General features: G+C 45.1%; 16 protein-coding genes. 3 read left to right on the top strand and 13 right to left on the bottom strand.

Annotation, left to right across the window (positions count from 1 at the left end):
* The first annotated feature begins 114 nt into the window (after positions 1-114).
* Positions 115-2,829 (top strand): DEAD/DEAH box helicase family protein, encoded by a 2,715-nt coding sequence (locus DW738_RS01630; protein WP_123160157.1) that lies wholly within the window; start codon positions 115-117, stop codon positions 2,827-2,829.
* A 200-nt stretch (positions 2,830-3,029) separates the two neighbouring features.
* Here the strand turns inward: DW738_RS01630 and DW738_RS01620 are convergent, their stop codons facing one another.
* Both DW738_RS01620 and DW738_RS01615 read right to left on the bottom strand, forming a co-directional pair.
* A complete protein-coding gene (locus DW738_RS01620; protein WP_123160156.1) occupies positions 3,030-4,067 on the bottom strand; it encodes an alcohol dehydrogenase catalytic domain-containing protein in 1,038 nt (345 codons plus the stop codon).
* Positions 4,068-4,145: 78 nt separating this feature from the next.
* The gene (locus DW738_RS01615) at positions 4,146-5,051 is read right to left on the bottom strand and encodes a cation diffusion facilitator family transporter (RefSeq protein ID WP_123160155.1); all 906 of its coding nucleotides are present in this window, start codon (positions 5,049-5,051) and stop codon (positions 4,146-4,148) included.
* A 132-nt stretch (positions 5,052-5,183) separates the two neighbouring features.
* Here DW738_RS01615 and DW738_RS01610 point away from each other — a divergent pair, with 132 nt between their 5' ends.
* Entirely contained in the window at positions 5,184-5,723 is a 540-nt protein-coding gene (locus tag DW738_RS01610; protein WP_123160154.1) for a TetR/AcrR family transcriptional regulator, read from the top strand.
* Positions 5,724-5,761: 38 nt separating this feature from the next.
* A complete protein-coding gene (locus DW738_RS01605; protein ID WP_006596541.1) occupies positions 5,762-6,094 on the top strand; it encodes a hypothetical protein in 333 nt (110 codons plus the stop codon).
* Positions 6,095-6,139: 45 nt separating this feature from the next.
* Here the strand turns inward: DW738_RS01605 and DW738_RS01600 are convergent, their stop codons facing one another.
* The 11 genes from DW738_RS01600 to DW738_RS01545 form a co-directional block, all read right to left on the bottom strand.
* Positions 6,140-7,078 (bottom strand): AEC family transporter, encoded by a 939-nt coding sequence (locus DW738_RS01600; protein WP_123160153.1) that lies wholly within the window; start codon positions 7,076-7,078, stop codon positions 6,140-6,142.
* Positions 7,079-7,314: 236 nt separating this feature from the next.
* Entirely contained in the window at positions 7,315-8,832 is a 1,518-nt protein-coding gene (locus DW738_RS01595; RefSeq protein WP_123160152.1) for an ABC transporter permease/substrate-binding protein, read from the bottom strand.
* Positions 8,825-9,553, bottom strand: coding sequence for an ABC transporter ATP-binding protein (locus DW738_RS01590; RefSeq protein ID WP_123160151.1), 729 nt, complete (start codon positions 9,551-9,553; stop codon positions 8,825-8,827). The genes DW738_RS01595 and DW738_RS01590 overlap by 8 nt, the downstream gene beginning before the upstream one ends.
* 324 nt (positions 9,554-9,877) lie before the next feature.
* Positions 9,878-11,485 (bottom strand): alpha-glucosidase, encoded by a 1,608-nt coding sequence (locus tag DW738_RS01580; protein ID WP_123160150.1) that lies wholly within the window; start codon positions 11,483-11,485, stop codon positions 9,878-9,880.
* A gap of 68 nt (positions 11,486-11,553) precedes the next feature.
* Positions 11,554-13,785: a TIM-barrel domain-containing protein gene (locus DW738_RS01575; protein ID WP_123160149.1), complete on the bottom strand. Its 2,232-nt coding sequence runs from the start codon at positions 13,783-13,785 to the stop codon at positions 11,554-11,556.
* Between the two features lie 526 nt (positions 13,786-14,311).
* Entirely contained in the window at positions 14,312-14,896 is a 585-nt protein-coding gene (locus DW738_RS01570; RefSeq protein ID WP_120702047.1) for a DUF1307 domain-containing protein, read from the bottom strand.
* Positions 14,897-15,025: 129 nt separating this feature from the next.
* A complete protein-coding gene (gene galE, locus DW738_RS01565; RefSeq protein WP_123160148.1) occupies positions 15,026-16,024 on the bottom strand; it encodes a UDP-glucose 4-epimerase GalE in 999 nt (332 codons plus the stop codon).
* 64 nt (positions 16,025-16,088) lie between these two features.
* Positions 16,089-17,561 carry a UDP-glucose--hexose-1-phosphate uridylyltransferase gene (gene galT / locus DW738_RS01560; RefSeq protein ID WP_123160147.1) on the bottom strand — a complete coding sequence of 491 codons (1,473 nt, stop codon included), beginning with the start codon at positions 17,559-17,561 and terminating at the stop codon, positions 16,089-16,091.
* Positions 17,562-17,573: 12 nt separating this feature from the next.
* Entirely contained in the window at positions 17,574-18,740 is a 1,167-nt protein-coding gene (locus DW738_RS01555; RefSeq protein ID WP_123160505.1) for a galactokinase, read from the bottom strand.
* Between the two features lie 247 nt (positions 18,741-18,987).
* Entirely contained in the window at positions 18,988-21,399 is a 2,412-nt protein-coding gene (locus DW738_RS01550; protein WP_123160146.1) for a glycoside hydrolase family 3 N-terminal domain-containing protein, read from the bottom strand.
* Between the two features lie 113 nt (positions 21,400-21,512).
* A complete protein-coding gene (locus tag DW738_RS01545; RefSeq protein WP_123160145.1) occupies positions 21,513-23,735 on the bottom strand; it encodes an alpha-galactosidase in 2,223 nt (740 codons plus the stop codon).
* Between the last annotated feature and the right edge of the window lie 76 nt (positions 23,736-23,811).

Below are 23,811 nucleotides of genomic sequence, written 5' to 3'. Positions count from 1 at the left end.
GAGCCTCTGTCAAGAAAAGATAGCAAATATGACTATTTCGCTTCCATAGTAACTTCCCTTCTAATGAATGTCTTCAACTATGATATAATGGGGACAGTACAAGGGAGGAAACCAATGTTACAAGAACTAGCTTTTACAGGTCAATGGAGACACTATCAAAAACGCGTTCTCGATAAGAGTGACGCTTTCATGGCGGATGGTCACCTGCATTTGGTAGCGGCTCCTGGCTCTGGAAAAACAACCTTGGGAATAGAATTTATCCGGCGCTTTGGCCAGCCAACCTTGATTTTGGCCCCTACGGTCACTATACGTCAACAATGGGTCGACCGGATTGTCCAGGCATTTTTGAAAGATGAAAGCCAAGCGGAGCAACTGATTTCTCAGGACCTCAAACATCCCAAGCTGATTACAGTGGCTACCTATCAGGCCCTACACAGTGCGATGAATCAAGTCGTCGGTCAATCGCAAGTTGAGGATACCGATGACCAAGCCGAGATTGAAACCTTTGATTTCAAAGGATTCGATATCTTTTCTACCTTTAAAACTATTTCACTCGGGACCCTTTGTTTGGATGAATGTCACCACCTGCGCAATGAGTGGTGGAAGAGCTTGGAAGCCTTTCGTCAAGCCTTCCCTGACTTAAAGATGATCTCCCTCACTGCTACCCCTCCCTATGAAGGAGACCCTGCCCTTTGGGATCGGTATATCCGCATGTGTGGGGAGATTGATGAGGAAATTACGGTTCCCGAATTGGTCAAAGAAGATACCCTTTGTCCCCATCAGGACTATGTCTACTTTGCCTTTCCAACCAAGGAAGAGCAGGCTCAGCTGGATGCTTTTAGCCAACAAAAGAATGCCCTCTTGCAGCAACTGACTTCAGACCCCCTCTTTTGTCAATACCTGCAAACCTGCCAAGCTTTATCTGGTCAGATCAGTGATGATGAATTGCTCAATGAGCCCAAGTATCTCTCTGCTACCCTGATCTTTCTTCGGAGCAAGGGAATCGCCTTTCCCCAACGTTTCCAGAATCTTCTAGGAGCAAAAAAACTTCCTGCTTTCACCCTAGACTGGCTTGAAATTCTCCTGCAAGGTCTGCTCTTTCAGGTGCCTCACTGGTACAATCTACCAGAAGAATACGAAAAGCAACTCCTCCATGAATTAAAAGCAGCGAGCTTGATCGATCGAAAACAAGTCAAACTGGTCCGCAATAAAAAACAAGACCTCCTGCTCAACCAATCCCTGGGAAAACTCAATGCGGTTCGAGAGATTTTCAAGGCAGAATATCAGGCTCTTGGAAGCCAACTGCGCCAACTGGTCTTAACAGACTACATTCGTCAAGACTTTGAAGTTCATCTAGGGGACAAGGACGCCCAATTTACTCAATTAGGAGTTCTCTCGTATTTTGAATCCATTCGTAGGGAAAGCATAGAGCAAGCTAGTCCACCTGCTATCGCTGTCCTAACAGGTAGTATCGTCATCATCCCGACAGTTGCTAAGGCAAGACTGGAAGAGCTTCTAGGAGCGAACCGACTGACTTACCAAAGTGTCGGCCAATTATCCCCTGGTGATTTTCTCAAGGTTCGCTTGGTTGGCTCTCAGCATGACTTGGTGATAGCTGTAACCCAACTCTTCCAAGAGGGGCTCATCCAAGTCGTGATTGGAACCAAGTCTCTTCTAGGAGAAGGCTGGGATGCTCCTTGTGTCAACTCCCTGATTCTAGCTAGCTTTGTCGGGAGTTTTATGCTCAGTAATCAAATGCGAGGTCGTGCCATCCGAGTGTGGCCCGAAGAGCCAAATAAGACCAGTAATATCTGGCATTTAGTCTCTATCAACCTTTCCCTAAAGAAATGGTATGAAAAGTCAGATCTTGAAAAGGAAGAAATCGAAGCCATCACAGATCAGCTGAAACAATACAGTCCTGACCTGGAGCTTTTAGAGAGACGGATGAAACAATTTTTAGGTCTCCACTACAAGGAACCCTTCATTGAATCCGGCATCGAGCGTCTGGCCTTTGATCAGATTCGCTATACTAAAAAACACTTAGAAAAACTGAATGCAGAGACCTTAGAGCGCTCCACCCATCGTCAAGAACTCAGAGATGGCTGGCAAAAAGCCCTCCCTATTTTAGAGAATATGGAGATTGCAAATGAGGTCCAAGTGGACAAACACTTCCTACCTCTGGCTCTATTTTTTGATGCTAGAAAGCTGGCACGGTGGCTATCAGCCTGCACTTTGACCGATGCTTTCGCCAACTTTATTTACTATTCATTTAGAGGAGGATGGAATACAGCTTCTCTTATTCTTCTCTTCTTCTTAGCTGTTCTCTCACTCCTTGCTTGGTTGCGCTACTATCTCTATAAGAGTCCATACAAACGCTTAGAAGTCTTTGGCAAAGCTATTCACCAAGCCCTGCTTCTTTCGGGACAGATTCAAACCCAGGAAACCCGAATCCAAGTAGTACGAGACAGAAAGGATGCTATCAACACGCTGATTTATTTGAAGGGCGGAACCATGAGGGAGAAAGAACTCTTTTCGCAAACCATGATCGAATTTTTCGCACCAATTGAAAATCAACGTTACATCCTGAAAGCACAGGAAAAAGTGACCGATCAGACAGAATATTTCGCCGTACCAAGCCTCTTTGACAAACGGAAAGAGGATGCGAAAGCCTTTGTTGAGCAGATTCGAAAGAGCCTAGGTAAGTATGACCTCATCTATACCCGAAGCGCTGAAGGCCGTGCTATTCTTTTAGATGCACGCATCAAAGCACTCGCCAACAAACAAGAGCGCACCTTCACCAAGAAGCAAGTGATGTCAGATTTGAAATAAAAGTTCATTTAACTAAAAAGAGGCTGGGACAAAAGTCCTAGCCTCTCAATTGTCTTTGGATTGTAGAGCAAGACGCAGTGGTGGAGTGGGCTCTACTACGCTGATTTCATCAGCTTTTACAGCCCTACTCAACTGTGCGGAGGTGGGACAACGAAATCGAATTCTAACGAATTACCGATTTCTGTCCCACTCTCTTTTCGTTATTCAATCACAATCATAGCCTTAATGGTCTTGCGTTCATCCATGTCTTTATAGGCTTGATCAATCTCGTCCAAGCTATAGCTATGGGTGAAGACGCGTCCAGGATTGATGTCACCATCAAGAACTGCCTTGAGCAAGAACTGTTTGTCATAGGTGGTAACAGAGGCTGCTCCACCTGCCACGGAAATGTTTTGGGCAAAGGTCGATCCAAGGGCACGATTATTGTAGTGAGGCACACCGACAAAACCTAAACGCCCCCCATTGTGAAGGACCCCAAGGGCTTGATCAACGGCTGCTGCAGTACCAACACATTCAAGGGCCGCATCTGCTCCTCCTCCAAGGATTTCACGAACCTTGGCAATGCCATCCTCTCCCCGCTCAGCTACGACTGCTGTTGCACCAAATTCCAAAGCCATTTGTTGGCGGTCTTCGTGACGGCTCATGAGGACAATTTGCGATGCTCCTCGCATCTTAGCAGCAATCACAGCACATTGACCCACAGCTCCATCCCCGATGACCACGACTTTGTCACCTGGTTTCACATCTGCGACACGCGCCGCATGGTAACCCGTCGGCATAACATCTGCTAGCGTCAAGAAGGATTTAAGCATGGCTTCGGTATAATCAGACGGTTGCCCCGGGATTTTGACGAGAGCCCAGTTGGCATAGTCGAAGCGCATGTACTCCGCTTGCACCCCGTCAGACCAGTTGGTCCCAATATGGCGGTCACAGGTCCCATCATAGCCAGCACGACAAGCATCACACTCCCCACAGCCATGGGTGAAAGGCGCAATCACAAAGTCACCCGGTTTCACCGTTGTAATAGCTTCTCCGATTTCTTCGACGATCCCAATGGCTTCGTGACCACTATTTTGGTGGCCCTCTTCAATATCTGGATTGCGGTAGCTCCAGAGATCAGATCCACAGACACAGGTGCGAACGATGCGGAGAATGACATCATCTGGTGCTTCTATGTGTGGACGCTCCACTTCTACAAGGCCCACTTGCCCAGCTTTTGTATAAACTGTTTTCTTCATAGGAACAACCTACTTTCTATTGCTTACTTACCTATAGTATACACTTTTTCATGGGCTTCTGCTCGTACCAAGTCGTCATTAATGGTGGTGGTGATCATGTCCATGACTTTGACTGGCTTCCAGCTCTTCGATATTTCGCTTGTGAGCTCGGTGGGTTGCCAGATCTTCATCGACCTCAATGGTGACGTTTTGAAAGCCACAGTCTTTGAGCAAGTCTCGGATAGACTCTTTACAGACCTCCATGTGGTTGACACGCTCTAGACAAACATGGACAATGGCGTTCTTTTCCAGCCCATCCATGGTCCAGAGATTAAGCTGATTGATACTAGCCACATGCTCCAACTGCTCCAAATCACTCTTGACTTGCTGGATATCCACTCCTTCTGGAACGGCATCGAGGAAAATCTTGAGCGTGCTCCAAAAACGTGGAATGGCTTTTGACAGAATAAAGATGGAAATAGCAAGAGATAAGAGCGGATCCAGGATATACCAGTCGGTAAATCGTAGAACAATGGCCATTAGGATGACAGCCACCCAACCCAAGGTATCTTCCAGAAAATGCAGGCTGAGAATGGATTCGTTCTTGGTTTGCCCCTTGCGAATGACGAGACTCGCTAGCACATTGATGCTGACGGCTATGATTCCAAGCCAGAGAATGCCCTCATCGTTGACAGGTTGTGGATGAACCAGTTTCGTTATATTTTCCAAAATAACTAGAACGGACCCTGTCATGAGAATCACAGCCGTTACCATGGCCCCTAAAAGGCTAAAGCGCTTGTAGCCCAAGGTATAGTGGCTGTCTTCTTCACGATTGGAAATACTCTCCAAAAAGGCAGAGATCCCAATAGCGATCGCATCCCCCAAGTCATGGACCGAATCCGCAAGGACCGCACTGGATCCAAAAATCCCTCCTGCAATAAACTCAACAATGGCATAACTCAAATTCAAGAAAAAAGCGATCCAGACCGCATGTTTTGTCTTCATAATCCTATTTCCTTTGTTATAATAGATTCATGAACATCATGTTCATTATCATTATCTAACATTCACAACAGAAAGGATAGGGGCAAACCGTTTAGGGTGTCCGTTACTGAACAGTTTGTTCGAAGTGTCCATATGACAGCACAGGATCGTCGCATCACCAAAACTCGAAAAGCTATCTATCAGGCGTTCTTACACTTACTCAACCAAAAAGACTACGAGGCCATCACCGTTCAGGAAATCATTGACCATGCTGATGTGGGGCGCTCAACCTTTTACAGCCATTACGAGAGCAAGGAATTATTACTTGACGAGCTCTGTCAAAAACTCTTTCATCACCTCTTTGAGCGAGATGATCAGCTCTCTCCCCAAGACTACCTAGCCCATATCTTTCAGCATTTCAAGGAAAACCAAGACCATGTAACCAGTCTCTTGCTTTCCAAAAATGATTATTTTATCCGGCAACTGAGAAAAGAACTGGAACACGACGTCTACCCCATGGTAGCTGAAAAACTGATTCAATCGCACCCCAACATCCCCCACTCCTATCTCAAACACCTGGTCGTAACCAACTTCATTGAAACCCTCAGCTGGTGGCTCAAAAAAGGCAAGACTTACACCGAACAAGAAGTCATTCAGTTTTATTTGGAGATTTTAAACGTCGCTTCTAACTAAGGAGCGATCTTACATCATGTATCATAGAAAGGAAAACTATGCTCATCCCCATTCTTCTCGGCTTTTTGACAGCCTTCTTAGCCCTTGCCTTTCCCCTCCTTCATTTATTGGCTAGCCTTTCAGAATTAAGAAAGGGCAAGAATACTCTAGGAAATCAGCTTCTGTTCATTGGAAGTTGCCTTACGACCTTTTCTCTTATCCTCTACTTCTTTTTGCCGATTGTTGCTTTATTCCTTTGGATGATTGGCTGTGGTTTGATTTGCTACGGGGCCTATTGGAATGGCAAGCACAAAGAAAACTTCAAACCAGTTCATCATGTTATTCGAGTAGGTATCGCTCTGGTAATTACGATTTTATTAGCTCTCATATAAAAAAGCTCAGGTTTTTTCAATGAAAACTTGAGCTCTTTTTATTTATTAAGCCATCAACAGCATGAGAATAGGGATCACCACCATGGTTGCAAGGGTCGTCTCTGTCACCATGACCGCTGCATAATCACTATCAGCTCCGTAGAGTCTGGCAACAACTGGCGCATTGGTCATCACAGGCATGGCGGACTGGATGATAAAGACTTGCTTCATCAGGTTTGGAAGAGGCAACCAGTAGACGATGGAAGCCATCAAGAGAGGGGCAACCACGAAGCGACCTAGTAGAATGAGTAGCTGATCTTTTCCCAGAACCAACTGCTTCACACCTACATGAGACACTGACAAACCGATGAATATCATGGATAAGGGGGTCGTTAAATTACCCAGATACTGCAAATCACTGGCTAGAAAGGCTGGCATCTTGATATGAAGGATCACAAAGACTAACCCTAAGAGAAAGCCCATCAGGGGCGGAGAAAAGACTTTTTTCAGACTGGTTTTAAGATCAAACTGCGCTTCTCCCTCACCATCCCGCTGAATCAGATAGGTCCCCAAAGTCCAGAAAAAGGTCGTATTACACATGTAATAGATCAAAACATAGGGAATGCTGGCATCTCCAAAGAGGGCTTGGTTAATGGGAAGCCCCACGAAGATGGTATTGGAGTTAAAAAACATGGAAATAAAGAGGCCACGACGATCCTGTCTCACTGCAAAGATCCTGGCTACTCCTGTTGCGATGCCAAGCAAAATAACCATAGACAGGGCAGGAAATCGCAAGGCTGGCAACATTTTAAGCAGATCTGCTGCTGTGAAGCGCTGCGTGATGGTGTAGAGCATATAGCAGGGAAGAGCGACTTGAGTAACTAGCTTTGCAATCAAGCCACGTGACTTGTCATCAAACCAAGCTTTTTCACCAATGACAAAGCCCACTAAAATCATGCCCAGGATGACCAGGATGCCCGATATGCTCCTCAAAAAGATGTCCATGTTCTCCCCTTTTCTTTTTTAAATTTGAACTAGAAAATCACATTTTTTACAAATCTCAAAAACTACTCTAGTATATCATAAAAAGAGGTGGGGCAATATGCCCAACCTCTAATGAGTTTTTGGTAATCCGTTTTTCTCCTTCTTAGTAACCTTTAAGCATTAAATAGATCAGGTTCATAGAGAAATCCTAGGTAAGTAACTTAAATAAAGTTTTTTTCAATTTAAAATTCGCATTATTACTTGATGATCCCTTCCTGAATCAAAAAATCACGCGCTACTTGATTAGCTGACTTACCTTCCACACCCACTTGGTAGTTGAGCTGGCTCATTTGATCTGCTGTGATTTTTCCAGCCAGTTTATTAAGAACAGACTCCAATTCTGGATGTTTTTCGAGTAATTCAGCTTTCATCAGTGGGGCCCCTTGATAAGGAGGGAAGAGTTGCTTGTCATCTTCGAGGACCACGAGGTCATAGCGAGCAAGCTCGGCATCCGTTGAGTAGGCATCTGTTATCTGGATATCACCGGACTGGATAGCCTGGTAGCGAAGGGCTGGCTCCATGGTGGAGACTTGTAGATTAAGACCATAGACCTTTTTCAAGCCCTTGTTCCCATCCTCTCGATCATTAAACTCTAGCGTAAATCCTGCCTTGAGTTCTCCTTCCACCTTTTTCAAATCGGAAATGGTCTTGAGGCCATACTCTTGGGCAATTTTCTTAGGCACTGCGACAGCATAGGTATTCTGATAAGCCATGGGTTTGAGGAAGGCCAGGTCGTCTTGTTTCTTGATCCCATCTCGGGCCGCTTGATAGACTGTTTCTGGATCATGACTGACTTGCGGCGCCGGCTTGAGGAGACTTTCGGTCACGGTCCCTGTAAACTCTGGATAGATAGCGATATCCCCTTTTTTCAGAGCTTCATAGAGGAAGGTGGTCTTTCCAAAATTTGGTTTGACGGTCACTGTCATATCCGTGTTTTCTTCGATCAAAATCTTGTACATATTGGCTAGAATTTCAGGTTCTGGACCTAACTTACCAGCGATGACCAGGTTTTCTTTTTTCGGTTTGGGAAGAAGACTTGGTGTATAAGAAGCTCCTAATCCAATAACCATCACAGCAAAGGCCGCAAAGATGGTCCGCAATTTGGCCTTTTCCATCCATTTAAGAAGCAGGTTAAAAGCGATGGCTAAGAAGGCAGAAGACAAGGCCCCAATCAAAATCAGACTGGCATTATTGCGGTCAATTCCCAGAAGGATAAAGGAACCAAGTCCCCCTGCTCCAATCAAGGCAGCAAGGGTAGCCGTCCCGATAATCATCACAGCTGCTGTCCGAATCCCAGACATGATGACGGGCATGGCCAAGGGAATCTCAAACTTCTTGAGTCGTTCCCACTTGGTCATCCCAAAGGCGATCCCTGCTTCTTCGAGGCTTGGGTCAATCCCTTGCAAACCGGTAATGGTATTTTGAAGGATGGGGAAAAGGGCGTAGATAACCAGAGCTGTCAAGGCCGGAAGCGTCCCAATCCCCATGATGGGAATGAAGAGCCCCAAAAGGGCCATGGAAGGAATGGTCTGGAAGATTCCAGCTAACTGTAGGACCCAGTTGCTCGCTCTCTTGCGACTACTTAAATAAATAGCCAGTGGAACAGCTAGAAAGATAGCAAGGAGCAAGGTCAGTAATGACAGTTGCAAATGTTGTCCCAGTGCAGTGACCCAGTCTCCAAAGCGTTCTTGGAAGGTTGCAAGTAGTTTAGACATGGTGAACACCTCCAAATAAATCCGCAACAAAGTCGTTGACTGGCTGGGCTAGAATGGTCTCAGCATTCGCCACCTGTACAATCTCTCCTTCTTGTAGAACCGCAATCCGATCGCCTAATTTCAATGCCTCGTCCGTATCATGAGTAACGAAAATAGTCGTCATACCAAATTCTTTGTGCAAGTCTTTGGTAAGAGCCTGTAGCTGCTTGCGAGAAATAGCATCTAAAGCTGAGAAGGGCTCGTCCATCAATAGAATCTTTGGTTCTGCAATGATGGCCCGCACAATACCAATCCGCTGTTGCTCCCCACCTGATAACTCGCTTGGTAAGCGATGAGCATAATCTGTAGCGGGCAGACCCACCTTGTCCAAGAGTTCTTCTGTTTTAGAGGCAATTTGTTCCTTGCTCCAGCCCTTCATTTCAGGAATGAGAGCAATATTCTCAGCGACAGTTAGGTTTGGAAATAGAGCGATGGCCTGAAGGACATAACCGGTACTGAGACGTAACTCTCGTTCATCATAGTCCTTGATGCGTTTTTCATCCATATAGATATTGCCATCTGTCGGCTCCAAAAGCCGATTGATCATCTTAAGCATGGTGGTTTTTCCAGATCCTGAAGGTCCTACCAAGACCATAAATTCTCCCTGCTCAATACAGAGGTTGACGTTTCTAAGAACCTCTTTTTCAGTGTAGCCTAAGGCTACATGTTTGTATTCAATCATGTTCTTCCTCACCATCTTCTTAAAAGCTAAGATTCTTATCTCACTTTTTATAAGAGTGTAATCATTATCATAACATTGTAATACTAGATATTACATCTGTCAACGATTTTGATTTGAAATTATATATAAGAAAAAGAGGCTGGGACAAAAGTCCTAGTCTCTCAATTGTCTTTGGATTATCGAGCAAGATGCAGTGGTTGAGTGGGCTCTACTATGCTGATTTCATCAGCTTTTACAGCCTTACTCAACTGTGCGGAGGTGGGACAACGAAATCGAATTCTAACGAATGACCGATTTCTGTCCCACTCTCTTTTCTTACCTTCATTAGGCCAACTTGACACAGAAGGCATCCCAAGGGGCTAATTTGCCGAATTCAAGCACTTGCTCTACCTTGGTATTGGCAATGATGACCTTCTCAACTCCATTAACCAGCGGTAACTCTTGCTCTTGGCTTGAAAGATTGACAACAACCAAATAGGCTTGCTCTCCTTCTACCCGCTTATAGGCAAAGACCTTGTCTGCTGCGTCCACCAATTCATAATGAGCCGTTACAAGCCAAGGCTGCTCTTTTCGTAAGGCAATGAGAGCTTGGTAGGTATAGAATATAGAGTCTGGATCTGCCAGGGCAGCCTCTACATTGATCTCTTTATAGTTTGGGTTGACCGCAAGCCATGGACGACCTGTCGTAAAGCCAGCTTCTGCTTCATGATTCCACTGCATCGGTGTCCGTGCATTGTCCCGACCAATATGGCGGATTTGATCCATGATCACTTCAAGCGGTAGACCTTTTTCTAAGGCTTCATGGGCATAGTTGATTGACTCGATATCTTCTACGTCCTCAAGGGTCTCAAATGGATAATTGGTCATCCCAATTTCTTCGCCTTGATAGATATAAGGAGTTCCCTTCATCAAGTGAAGCAGAATAGCCAAAGCCTTGGCAGATTTGACCCGATAGTCGCCATCATCCCCCCAAGTGGACACAATTCGTGGGAGATCATGGTTGTTCCAAAAGAGCGAATTCCAGCCTTCTTCTGTCCCCAATTCTGTCTGCCACTTGGTGAAAATTTCCTTCAATTTAGGCACATCCAATTCCTTGGCGTAGTACCATTTTGGTTGCCCTGGTTGGTATTGAAGACCGATGTGTTCAAATTGGAAAACCATGGACAATTCTTGATTTTTTGGATTGGAATATTGCTTGGCAATCTCAGGTGTCGCCCCCCACGTTTCCCCTACCGTAAGCAAATCCTTGTCTCCAAAGGTAGCGCGATTCATCTCTTTCAAGTAAGGATGGAGCATGGGACCATTACTGATGATTTCCTGATCTGGGATCTTGCCGATCATATCGATGACATCCATACGGAAGCCACCAATGCCCTTGTCAATCCAGAAATTCATCATGTCATAAATCTGATGACGAAGCTCCTCGTTTTCCCAGTTGAGGTCTGGTTGCTTCTTGCTAAAGTTATGCAGATAATATTGACCAGAGGCCTCATCAAATTCCCAAGCAGAACCACTAAAAGCAGAAATAATACCATTTGGCTCATCCCGCCAAATATAGAAATCCCGCTTAGGGCTGTCTGGATTTTCACGCGCTTCGATAAACCAAGCATGCTCATCAGAGGTATGGTTGACCACCAAGTCCATGATGATTTTGATCTTGCGCTTATGGCCTTCTGCGATCAATTCTTCCATATCTTCCATCGTCCCAAAGATGGAGGCAATACCCTCATAATCTGAAATGTCATAGCCGTTATCATCCATGGGACTCTTGTAGACCGGCGAAAGCCAGATGGCTGTAATCCCTAATTTTTCTAAGTAGTCTAACTTGCTTGTGATCCCTTTGAGATCTCCAATCCCATCGCCATTACTATCCTTGAAACTTTTGGGATATACTTGGTAAATTACGGCATTATGCCACCATTTTTGTTCCATTTTTTCTTCTCCTTCATGCTTATGAAATCACTTTCATCTTACAAAAATAGGGGTGAAATTGCAAGAATTTACAAGTCTTCATTCTCTTCACTGGAATAAATCACTTCAAAGAGACGTTGACGCAAACCTTCCTCTAAAGGCGTAATGATCTTCATCAACTGTTTCCAATCCTTGGCTGTTGAACAAGCCACAAACAATTCATTCTTCCTATCGTAGGCCAGGTTGGCAGATTTCAAGAGCTCAAACATCCGATCTTCTTTGGCAGTAGGACGCGATTGCAACACACCCATCGCAATCTCCTGACTGTGATTGTCCACTAAGATAGGGGCTGTCTCAAAGGTATGGAGGAAGAACCGGTGCTGTCTCTTTTCAGGAAGCAGCGTTAGATCACCTGTTAAATCCAGCCTAATCTTTCTTTCATCCCAATTGACAGTTAGGCGGGTTTCAACCCGGTTATCTCCTTCTCCTTCAACGAGTACGAAGGAACGATTGTCACCTGGGAAGAGATGCCAGTCCAGCATTTCTGGAAGCTCTACCCCTGTCTGCGGTTGTGCATCCATAGGGATGATGGCTCCTGCACGCGCAAAGACCGGAATATCCTGGCTAGCTCTAAAGACTGTGAGTTTGCCTTTTCCTTCGTACTTCCAATCATGGAAGAAATCATACCAAACGCCGTCTGGGAACCAAACGCTCACAGAAGCACTATGAAAGACAGGATCCAGCGCTTCGGTAATTGGTGCCACCATGAGTTCACTGCCAAAGAAATATTGATTCTTCGCTTCATAAGCCTCTTCTTCGTTTGGGTAGTGGTAATAGAGGGGTTGAACCAAGGGCAGCCCTTCTTCGTGCGTTGCCACATTCATGGTGTAGAGATAAGGCAGTAAGCTATGGCGCAGGCGCAAATACCGCTTCATCAAGCGACAGGTCTCAGGCGAGTAAAACCACGGTTCCTTGCTGTTAAAGGCATTACAAGAACTATGGAGACGATTGATCGGGCTGAAGACCCCAAACTGCAACCAGCGAAGAGCCAAGTCTTCATCATAGTAACCCCGCATATGGCCACCAATATCGTGACTCCACCACGTGTAGCCGATATTTGAAGCTGTGCTGGTAAAATAGGGTTGAAAGGCTAGGGATTCCCAAGTCACAATGGTATCCCCTGAAAAACCGATTGGATACCGGTGGCTTCCAGGCCCCCCATAACGTGATAAGATGAGACCAGCTTGACCTGTTCGACAATTGTCTAGATAATGATAATGATTTAACAACCAAAGTGGATCCATCTTGCCATGACTTCCCTGTTGCCAATCAATCCACCAAAAGTCCACTCCTTGATCTTCTAAGGGATGGTGGACATCTTCGAAATAGGCTTCACGAAAGGCTGGACTATAAAAGTCAAAGCTGGCTACTTCTTCCTTTTCAGTATTGAGTCCCAAGCGATTTGCGACCATGGGATAAGCATCCTCGAAGGCTCGAATTCCGTCTGCTGGATGAACATTCAAGGTCACCTTTAAACCACGCTTATGCAAACCATGTAAGAAGGCAGCTGGATCAGGAATCAAGTCCCGGTTCCAACTATAGCCCGTCCAACCACTTCCAAAGCGAGCAGGAATCTCCGTCTTGTGCCAGTCCATATCGATCACGCTGACAGCTAGAGGTACCCCTTCAGCCTTGAAACGATCCATCAAATCTGTGTATTCCTGACTGGTATAAGGCCAATACCGGCTCCACCAGTTTCCCAGAGCATATCGTGGCAAGAGGGGTGGCTGTCCCGTCAGATGGTAAAAATCTTTCAAGGCCCCTAGATAATCGCGCCCATAACCGAAGAAATACAAATCCACTTCTGGACATGACCGTGCTCTAAATCCGCTTTCGACATCATACAAATAAGAAGCAGAATCGTCCAAAAGAGCATAGCCTGCTTTGCTTAAAATCCCATCTTCCAACTCCATAGCTCCATCGACCTCATCGAGCGTCCGACTGGTCCCCTTTAAGGTCTCAGGCCGATCCCCATAGTGCCATCGGCTACCATAGACTGCATACTGGCCCTTGAGTTCGATAAAAAGCCGATCCGGTGCAAAAGGTCCCTTTTCAAAATGAAGGTGGAGATGCTCCGTATGCAGATCGAGGACCTCTTCGGTCTCTGTGATCTCACAAGAAACTGGTCCAAAATCTCTATCTTGCACAACTTGCGTCTGTCCATCCTCAAAAACACCATTCTCTGAATATTCCAAGCGCACCAAAGATTCCGTTAACACGGAGATTCGGTAGTGCTCTCCAACTATCACTGGTCCTGCCATTTGTTTTTTCTCCTCTTTTTATAAGGCATCTAACTTGCCCATCTTTTCATCTACTTCGTTCTACTGTGTAAGCGTTTACGATTTTACTATAGCATTCAAAAAAAGGCCTGTCAACACTTGACAAAGCCTTTCCTAAAATTTTATAAGATCAACTTCCCCAATTGATCAAGAGATTCTTGACGACCTTGAGGACGGACGTTAGGTGAAATTATCCAGTGGATGATTTCAGCAATCCAGGAAGTTCCATGACTAAATCAAGATACAAAGGGCGTCTGCGGATAAAGTCAAAATAGGGAGCTGGGCAGAAGCACTGTTGTATAGGATTGCTTCGTTGTCCTGCCCCCACATCTCCTCCTGCGATCCCTTTTGGTAATTGGGTTGAGCAAGTCTTTCCCCCCAGTCCCATTAAATTTCTCCGATATCCTCCTGCTCTAACAAACAAAGAGACCTTCATAACAAAACACCCCAAAAGTTAGTTTTTCTGTCTAACTTTTTGGGGTGCAGAACCGCTTAGAATATCAAAACATTATTTTTCGACCATACCACTGTTAATGAGACTTTCTTTCGTCACAGAATAACTAACTGTACTGTCATTTAGAGGATTAAAGCCTGGAACGATTTCTTTTAGCTTTTGCAAATCGATTTTCGTGTAATCAATTGTATTGTAGATATAGAAGATACCGTCTTTGTATTCTGATGTCAGTTCAAATCCGTTACCTATCAGATCTTTGAATTTTTCTTGGCTTATGGCAACGGCTTCTTTCATTTCTTCAAGAGGGTTATCTCCATCCATTTTTGAAATATTATAATCATCAACCTTTTCTTGTACTAATAAAGTATCTCCCTTGTAATACAAGGTTACGGTTGACTTACCTGCTTCATCACTGGTTTCGAGAACCGTTTTTTGGGCACCTACTCTTGAGTCCTCTTCTTTAACCTCATCAGTTGATGAATTTTTGGTCTTTGCTTTAGTTGATGACTCAGTTGTCGCTTTCGTCGTCGCTTTAGTGGACGTTTGAGCGGTAGATTTTGGTTTCTCTTTTGACGCACAACCAACTAAGAGAAGACCAGCTGACAATAAGATGGCTACTGTTTTTACAGTTTTATTCATTTTGAATCCCTCACTATTTTATGATGATTTAGGAAATGACTGACGTCTGAAACCAGTCATTTGGCAAGATCAACTGTAGATATAGATGTTATAAGAAAACCCTCAAAAATGATGTTCGCAGTCCTCTACTTATCGATCATTGTACCCATCTGGGTGGCTGGAATGCCATGCCCAGGCTGTTTGGATGATGGTTTCGATATTATCAAATTTTGGTTGCCAGCCGAGAATTGCACGCGCCTTCTCAGAGGATGCGATCAGGGTATCTGGATCTCCTGGTCTGCGATCTGCAATCTCAAGTGGGATCGGATGTCCCGTCACCTTGCGGGCTGCTTCAACGATTTGAAGATTAGAGAATCCGGTAGATGAGCCCAGATTAAAGGCAGTAGATGGATTGCCATTACGCAGATACTCCACCGCTAGCAGATGGGCATCTGCCAAGTCAAATGGATGAACATAGTCACGTACATTGGTGCCATCTGGTGTATTGTAGTCATCTCCAAAAATGGCGATCTTTTCGCGTTTGCCTTGGGCCACTTGTAAGACGATTGGCAGGAGATGGGTCTCTGGTCCATGGTCTTCGCCAATGGATCCATCTGGTTTGGCACCAGCCACATTAAAGTAACGAAGGGGCACATACTTGATGCCGTATGCTTGATCGGCCCAGCGCATGATGGTTTCCATCATGAGCTTGCTTTCGCCATAAGGATTAATCGGTTTTTGTGGAGTGGTTTCAAGAATCGGAATCTCTTCTGGAATACCGTAGGTGGCAGCGGTTGAAGAAAAGACGATGTAGTGCACCCCACATTCATGCATGACTTCCAAGAGTTTGACCATGCCAGCTGTATTGTTGTCAAAATATTTCAATGGATCTGCCATAGACTCCGCGACTAGTGAGTAGGCCGCAAAGTGGATGACCGCATCAATATCTGCATGTTCCTTAAAAACCATGCGCATGAAGTCTTGATCCGCTAGGTCTCCTTGGTAAAAGACGGCATCTGGATGCACCGCTGCACGGTGTCCTGTGACCAGGCTATCGACCACGACGACTTTTTCCTGTCCTTCATTGACCAAACGGTCTACCATGTGGGAACCGATATAGCCAGCTCCTCCGAGTACGAGTATTGCCATTTGTTTTCCTTTCGCTTCTTTGTCTTCTCTCTTATTGTACCAAATTTCTGCCTCTTCTCCACACTTAAAGTGTAGAGACAAAGCGTCTAAAGGCTGCTTGGCCTTCTGCTGTTCGCTTGTAGACACCGGCATCTTCGAGCACGCGCGCAAAGATCTGACCGACTGATTCACGGACAATGGCTTCTGCCTCTGCTTCGTCTATGATGGATGGGTGAGTGGCTTTCAAGTCAGTAGCCCAGTCCTGGTGGTAACTAGCCACACTGCTTTCTCGTCCAAGCAGATAATTTTGGACCTGCTTGAGCTCTTCTTTGAGACGAGGAGGTAAAATGGCCAAGCCCATGACCTCGATCAGGCCGATATTTTCTTTTTTGATGTGTTGGACATCCGCATGTGGGTGGTAAATGCCATCTGGATGCTCTGGTGAGGTTTGGTTGTCACGGAGCACTAAGTCCAGTTCATAATGCCCATCGCGGATTCGTGCAATGGGGGTAATGGTATGGTGGGGTTGACCGTCAGATGTGGCTAGGACTTGCACAGCTGGATCCGAGTAACCTCGCCAGCTTTCTAAGATATGGTCTGCCAAGTTAATCAGCTCTTCCTTGTTATCTGACTGCAAACGCAAGACTGACATTGGCCAACGAACGATGCCCACTTGAACCTCTTCGAAGCCAGGAATGGTAAAGGTTTGGTCAAGCTCTGCCAGCTCCATAGGGAAGGTGTGACGTCCGCCTTGGTAATGGTCATGAGTCAGGATGGATCCCCCTACAATGGGTAGATCTGCATTGGAGCCTGCAAAATAGCCTGGAAAAGTCTCGACAATGGTCAAGAGTCGCTCAAAGGTCTTGCGGCTAATGGCCATAGGAACATGCTGGCTATCGAGGAAAATGCAGTGTTCATTGAAGTAGGCATAAGGGGAATATTGAAAGCCCCAATCATGACCGTCCATGTCAAAGCGGATGATCCGATGATTGGCACGGGCAGGATGGTCTAGGCGACCTTGATAGCCTTCATTTTCAAAGCACAGTTGGCAGGCCGGATAATGACTAGCTTTAGCCAGCTTCGCCGCTGCGATGTCTTTAGGATCTTTTTCAGGTTTTGACAGATTGATGGTGATTTCAAGGGAGCCATAGGGAGTTTCTGCCTCAAAAGCAATATTTTGCGCAATCGCCTTGACCTTGATGTAATCATTGCTCTTAGAGAGGGCATAGAAATCAGCAATCGCGTCTTCCTTGGACTGACGGTAAGTCTCCCAGAAATAGCGGTTGACCTGACTAGGACTGGGGGTGATCCAATCCATCAACTCCGCTCCCAAGCTGTCCTTTGCGGCCATGCTATCTTGGATCTTGCTATTCGCAACAGCGATTTCCACCAGCTGATCTTTGAGAGCAATCAAGTCTTCTTTTTGGGCTGGGGCGTCTAGCCCTTCTTCTCCGATGCGACTCCTAACGCGGTTTTTTAGATAAATCCGATCCATCTCTTCATAGTCACTTACCGCAATGACGGCTGTGACAAATGCATCTAATACCAGTTCTGTCATCCTATCTCCTTTTTAATCAAGCACCCGTGTCCCCGCAGCAACCTCTGCAATGTAGAAACTTGGCGCATAGCCAACGATTTCCTCATAGCGTTTGCCGACAGCTTCCTCAAAAGCCTCAACCTTATCTTTGTTGACAAGGGCGATGGCGCAACCACCAAAGCCTGCTCCCGTCATACGAGCACCAAGCACTCCTTCTTGTTCCCAAGCTGTATGCACTAAGGTATCCAATTCTAGACCAGTCACTTGGTAGTCATGCTCCAAAGATACGTGGGAAGCATTCATGAGACGGCCAAAGCCTTCCAAATCACCTGCTTCAAGCGCCTTGCGTGCTTGGAGGGTCCGTTGGTTCTCAAGTACAGCATGACGAGCCCGTTTGATGCGATTTTCATCCTTGATCAAGTAGCTGTAAGCATCAAAAGCCCAGAGATCCAATTCCCCTAAGGTTTGGATGTCTAGTTTTTCTTGGAGTTCAGAGACGGCGGTTTCACATTCTGCACGGCGTTCATTGTATTTGGAATCAGCTAATTCCCGGCGTTTGTTGGTATTCATGATGACCACGACATTGTCTTTAAGGTCGAGCGGTACCAAATCATATTCTAGGGTGTTGGTATCCAGATAAATAGCCCGTTGATCAGCCCCCATACCGATGGCAAATTGGTCCATGATACCAGAATTAACCCCGATGAAGTGATTTTCGGTTTGTTTCCCGATCTTAACCAGATCTAAGCGGTCTAACTGAAGATCAAATAGTTTCTCAGCGATGACGCCAATCAAGAGCTCTAAGGAAGCTGAAGAGGAGAGGCCTGATCCATTAGGAATATTGCCGTAGACATAGACGTCCATGCCGCTATCAATGACGTGTCCCGCTTCTTGTAAGAAATGGAGCACACCTTTTGGATAGTTGGTCCAGTTGTGCTCTTTTTCAAAACGAAGATGATCCAGTGGGACTTCAATAATCCCCTTGTCTTCAAAATTTCCTGAGAAGAAACGCAAGACCTTATCCTCACGCTTTCTTGCTGCCCCGTAGGTACCAAGCGTAATGGCTGCTGGGAAGACATGCCCTCCGTTATAGTCTGTGTGTTCACCGATTAGATTGATCCGACCTGGTGAGAAGAAGGTATGATCAGCCTTCTCGCCAAAGACAGCCTGAAACTTTTCTTGTAGATCTTGAGACGTGATTGATGTAGTCATGAGAAACTCCTTTTAGTTTTGTAAACGTTTTTATACTTGTATTATAAACGATTAAAAGGATAATTTCAAGTATTTTTAGTAAAATTTTATTTATTTTTACATTGTCTTCAAAAAGCTCACAATAAAGCTTTCCTTCCCCGTCTCAATATCTTATACTATTCTTTTTTGAGTTATTTTAGTAAAATTTTACCAAAAAATCTCAATTGGGAGTGACCCAATTGAGATTCTTCATTCCTTAGTTTTTCTTTCTTGGATAGACAAAAGATCCAAGGAAGGTTAAGAGGCTGACACCCATAAGGGCTAGGAGGTTCTCGGTTTGACCGGTCTTTGGCAATACCGATGAAGCAGGACTAGCGGATACACTTGCAGGAGCCTGAGCAGTGTCATGTGACACAGAGACCGGACGAACTTGTGGACCATCAAGAGAGCTTGCGTTTTCTTGCTTGCTAAGAAGGACCTGTGTCTCTGTGTTTCCAACCACTACTGGTTTTGTCTGATGGGTTGGATCTAGAACTGGTGAAGTTGGGTCTTGGCCTTCTGGTGTTGGTAATGGAGCAGGTGCTGGATAGAAGAGACCATGACCAATACGGTAAGCATACTCTGTTTCCGACATTTTTCCATCTACAATTTTTGGAATATCCACCGGCAAGGTACCTAGGTGTTCCTTGCCATTGAAGATGACTTCCACTCCTGCAGGAATATTAGGACCGAAGGCATTGTCTGGTTTGAGGGATTCTGTCGGATCCATTCCCTTATTTCCATAGACTGCTAGAATAGCTTTGGCTGCTGGATAGTTGGCTACATCATAAGGTTTAGAGATGGAAAGGACAGCTGCCTTCTTATGGTTGGTGTTGGCATAATGGACGATTTCAGTTGGGATCTTGGTTCGCCAGAAATTTTTATCCAGTTGCCCTTCATAACCGATCTCTGAAACCACTACGATGTGAGTGGCTTTTTCGAGGTCTTCTTTTAGACTATCAAGGGTGGATTCTTTGGTGAAGTTCTTCGCCACAAAAGAGGTATCTTTTGGAAGCACCCCTTCTGCCATTAAGCGACGCATGCCCAAATTTAGTCCAGGGACTTCATTTTCAAACGCTCCTAGGAGGAGAACATGATCTCCTTTTTGAACCTTGAATGGCAAGGTATTGTCTTCATTTTTTACAACCGTCACCGCTGCTGCTGCAATCTTGCGTTCCAAATCACGATTAAGGTTGGAGCCGACTGCTTCTTCTGCTTTTTCAGGTGTCCGAGCACTCGGATCAAAATTCAAGACCCCACGTTTTTCTTTGAGGGTGAGGATCCGACGAACTGACTCATTTAAACGTTCTTCTGAGATGTCACCCGTTTGCACCGCACGCACCACTTCATCGACAATGGTATCAATCTTGGTCAAATCGGTTTTACTGCGAAGGGTCGTTGGCATCAAGACTAGGTCAACCCCTGCCTTGATGGCCATTTTTACAGCCTCGACTTCACCAAAGTTCTTAGCGATAGCATCCATTCCCATGGCATCAGAAACAATTACGCCCTTATAGCCGTATTTCTTCCGTACCAAGCCCGTTAAAATATCATCTGAAAGTGTCGCTGGGACATAGATTTTCTCACCAGTTTCTTTTGACACGACTTGATCTTTTTCAATTTGTGGGTATTGGATATGGGCCGTCATCAAGAGGTCTACGCCAGCATCCATGGCTTTTTTGAATGGAAGGAGTTCCAATTTTTCAAGTTCGGCAAGAGATTTATCCACCAAGGGGAGACCTGTATGGGAATCGACCGCTGTATCTCCATGACCTGGGAAATGCTTAGCTGCAACAGCGACATTGTAGTCTTGAATCCCTTTCATCATCGGAATACCTAAGTAAGCAACCCGGTTTGGATCAGATGAGAAGGAACGAAGCCCAATGACAGGGTTTTGAGGATTGTTATTGGTATCTAGCACCGGAGCGAAGTCCACATTCAAACCTAGTGCAGAAAGCTCTCGACCGATAATTTGACCAGCTTCTGTCGATAACTTGGGATCATTGGTCGCTCCAATGGCCATATTTCCGGGGAGAGCTGTACCACTACCCAATCGATAGACGATGCCCCCTTCTTGGTCAATCGCTAACAATAGCGGAATCTTCCCGTTATTGGCCTTGTTTTCAATAGCTGCCTTTTGCATATCTTGTGTCAGAGCCAGTGTTTGCTTGGTTTCTTTCACATTCTCAGCAAACAAAATGACGCCACCAAAATCATACTTATCAATAGCTTCTGCCACTTCCGCATTGACCTTGGTGAGATCTTGTGGCGACTCCTGACCTGCCTCCTGCCACTTACGGAAGTCCGGCATGATCATTTGAGTAACCTTTTGCTTGAGAGGCATATCTTCAAGCAGTTTTTCCACTTCAGGAGATGCCGTCTCCGTTGTTGTTAGCGTTGGCGAGGTAGCAGGGACTGCTTCACGGTCAGTCGCAGCCGGTGTTTCAGTTCCCCCTCCCTGATTTTCTGTAGAGGTTTCTGGAGCTGGAGATGCCACAACCTCCTCTACTGTTGCTACCGGTTCATTGCCTTGATCCGGTGTTTGAACTGTGTCTGCCTTTGCTGTTTGGACCGATAATAGAGCAAAAGCCGTTAATAGGGCCGCAGATGGATAAATGATTTTTTTCATAAAGCGACCTCCTTTCTTCATGGATATTGTACCATGATTTTATAGTTGTGTAAACGGTCTCAATTTTAAATCATTAAAAGCGACTATCTAAAATTAGATACTCGCTTATCTTATTATGTTACTTCTTCAAACACCCAAATGTGAGAATCAAAATCACAACTCAGTTTTTCTTGATTTAAAGGCTGTCCACAGGAAGCGTCTGAAAGACTAAAACCTGCTAACATCAGTTCTGCACCGCTAAACTGTTTCCCGTCCACTTCATAGAGAGTATCTGCATTCAGTCCTTGAAGATACACACGATCATAAGCACGGTTCACTTCGTTCAATAGCTTATACTGAGCCAGAATCACTCGGGAACGATTTTGACTGACAACCGACCATACGACTTGATTTGAGTCAAAAGGAGAGCGCAAACGGTAAAAATTTCCTTGATGAATCAGGGATCGCTCTTTTTTGTAAAAGGCAATTTGCTCTTTTACTATTTCCTTCTCAGCCTGCGTCAGGTCTGCTAGATCCAACTCGTAACCAAAGACCCCAAAATAAGCGACATTTCCCCTTGTCGCAAGCGGTGTGATCCGATTGGTTTGATGGTTAGGGACAATGGACACATGTGCTCCCATCGTCGAGAGTGGATAGACTAGACTGGTTCCATATTGGATCTTAAGCCGTTCAACTGCATCTGTATCGTCACTGGTCCAAGTTTGGGGTGCATAATAAAGCAAACCTGGATCAAATCTACCGCCTCCCGAAGCGCAAGATTCAAAGAGAACAGAAGGGAATGCTGTCGTCAAACGATCATATAAGTGGTATAATCCTAGAACATAACGATGAAACACTTCTCCTTGCTGATCTGGAGCCAAGGATTTAGAAAAGACATCTGTAAGCGGACGGTTCATATCCCACTTAATATAGTCTAATTTCGTCTCTTCAATCACACGCGCCATTTGCTCATAAATTGCATCTACTACTTCTTCACGGCTAAAGTCTAAGACAAATTGATTTCGTCCATGACGTGGTGAATGACCTGCTACTTCTAGGATCCAGTCTGGATGAGAACGGTAAAGATCACTATCTTTGTTGACCATTTCCGGTTCAAACCAAAGGCCGAATTTCAAGCCCATATCATGAATTCTCTCTGATAAAGCCCCGATTGTATCTGGAAATCGCTCGCAATTGGCAACCCAATCTCCAAGACCAACTCGATCATTGGTTCGTTTTCCAAACCAGCCATCATCCAACACAAATAATTCGACACCAACTTCTTTGGCATTTTGCGCAATCCTGAGCAGTTTTTCCTGATCAAAATCAAAGTAAGTTGCTTCCCAATTATTTAGTAGAATCGGCCGCTCCTTATCTCGCCATTCTCCCCTAGCTAGACGGGTACGATAAAGACAATGGAAAGTTTGACTCATATCGTTTAAACCATTTCTACTGTATACCAGAACTGCTTCTGGACTTGTAAAGCTAGCACCAGGGGCTAATTTCCAACAAAATTGGAAGGGATTGATTCCCACTTGAAGTCGGGTGACATCGAAAGTATCCACTTCTGCTTGGAGGAGGAAATTTCCTGAGTAAATCAGGCTGAGTCCAATAACCTCCCCTTGATTCTCAGTGGTTTCTGGCCGTTTTAAGGCAATGAAAGGATTGTGCAGATGACTAGAGATTCCACGTGTTGATTCAATCGATTGGATTCCTTGACGTAACAATGTGGAATGAATATGCCTTTCACGAGCCCACGCTCCAGAAAGCTGTATCATCTCATAGTTTCGATCAGGTAGGTCTAAAGAAAGACTAGTTACTCCTTCGATGGATAGAGGCCTTGAACCTTGATTATTGATCAGGTGACTTCTCGTTATCACAGGGAAGTCTCGGAAAATACTATACTGAATACTCACCTCCACACCCGACACCGAATCGGTTAGATTGACTTGCAAGGTCTGACATTCATCCTCATTTTCAACATAAGTTGCTGGTAAACCTTCTAATCTTGGTTTTCCATTTGAAATTTCATGATCCTTATAGATAAAATCTGTCAGCCGAGAACCATTTTCCAAAGATAGTTCCAAGGCAGGATGGCGAAAATCTGTCGCCCCATATTCTGGAAATTCTTGCTGCAGGTGTTCGAGTGAATACAGAAGATCCCCTTCTTGCCGATAAGTGGTCATAGGGCGGTGCTTCATTTCCACCAAATGACGATAATCCCCTTCTGGCAAGGTCGGTCCATAATAAAGATGGAGCAACTTCCCATCATGGGAAATCATAAAGATATAAGAAATAAAATCATTTCGCAGATGAAACTGTTTGTATGTTTCCTGGTAGAGAATAAGGTCCCTCATATTTATCCTTTCTTGTATCAAAGTTCCTAGTATCATACGAAGCTTTTAAGATAGATAGAGACAAAATTTGCGAAGA

It is taken from the genome of Streptococcus sp. AM28-20, assembly GCF_003603595.1.
In the GTDB taxonomy this organism is placed as follows: domain Bacteria; phylum Bacillota; class Bacilli; order Lactobacillales; family Streptococcaceae; genus Streptococcus; species Streptococcus ilei.
The sequence above is the reverse complement of the archived record's forward strand: the minus strand, read 5'-3'. Positions and strand labels throughout refer to the sequence as shown.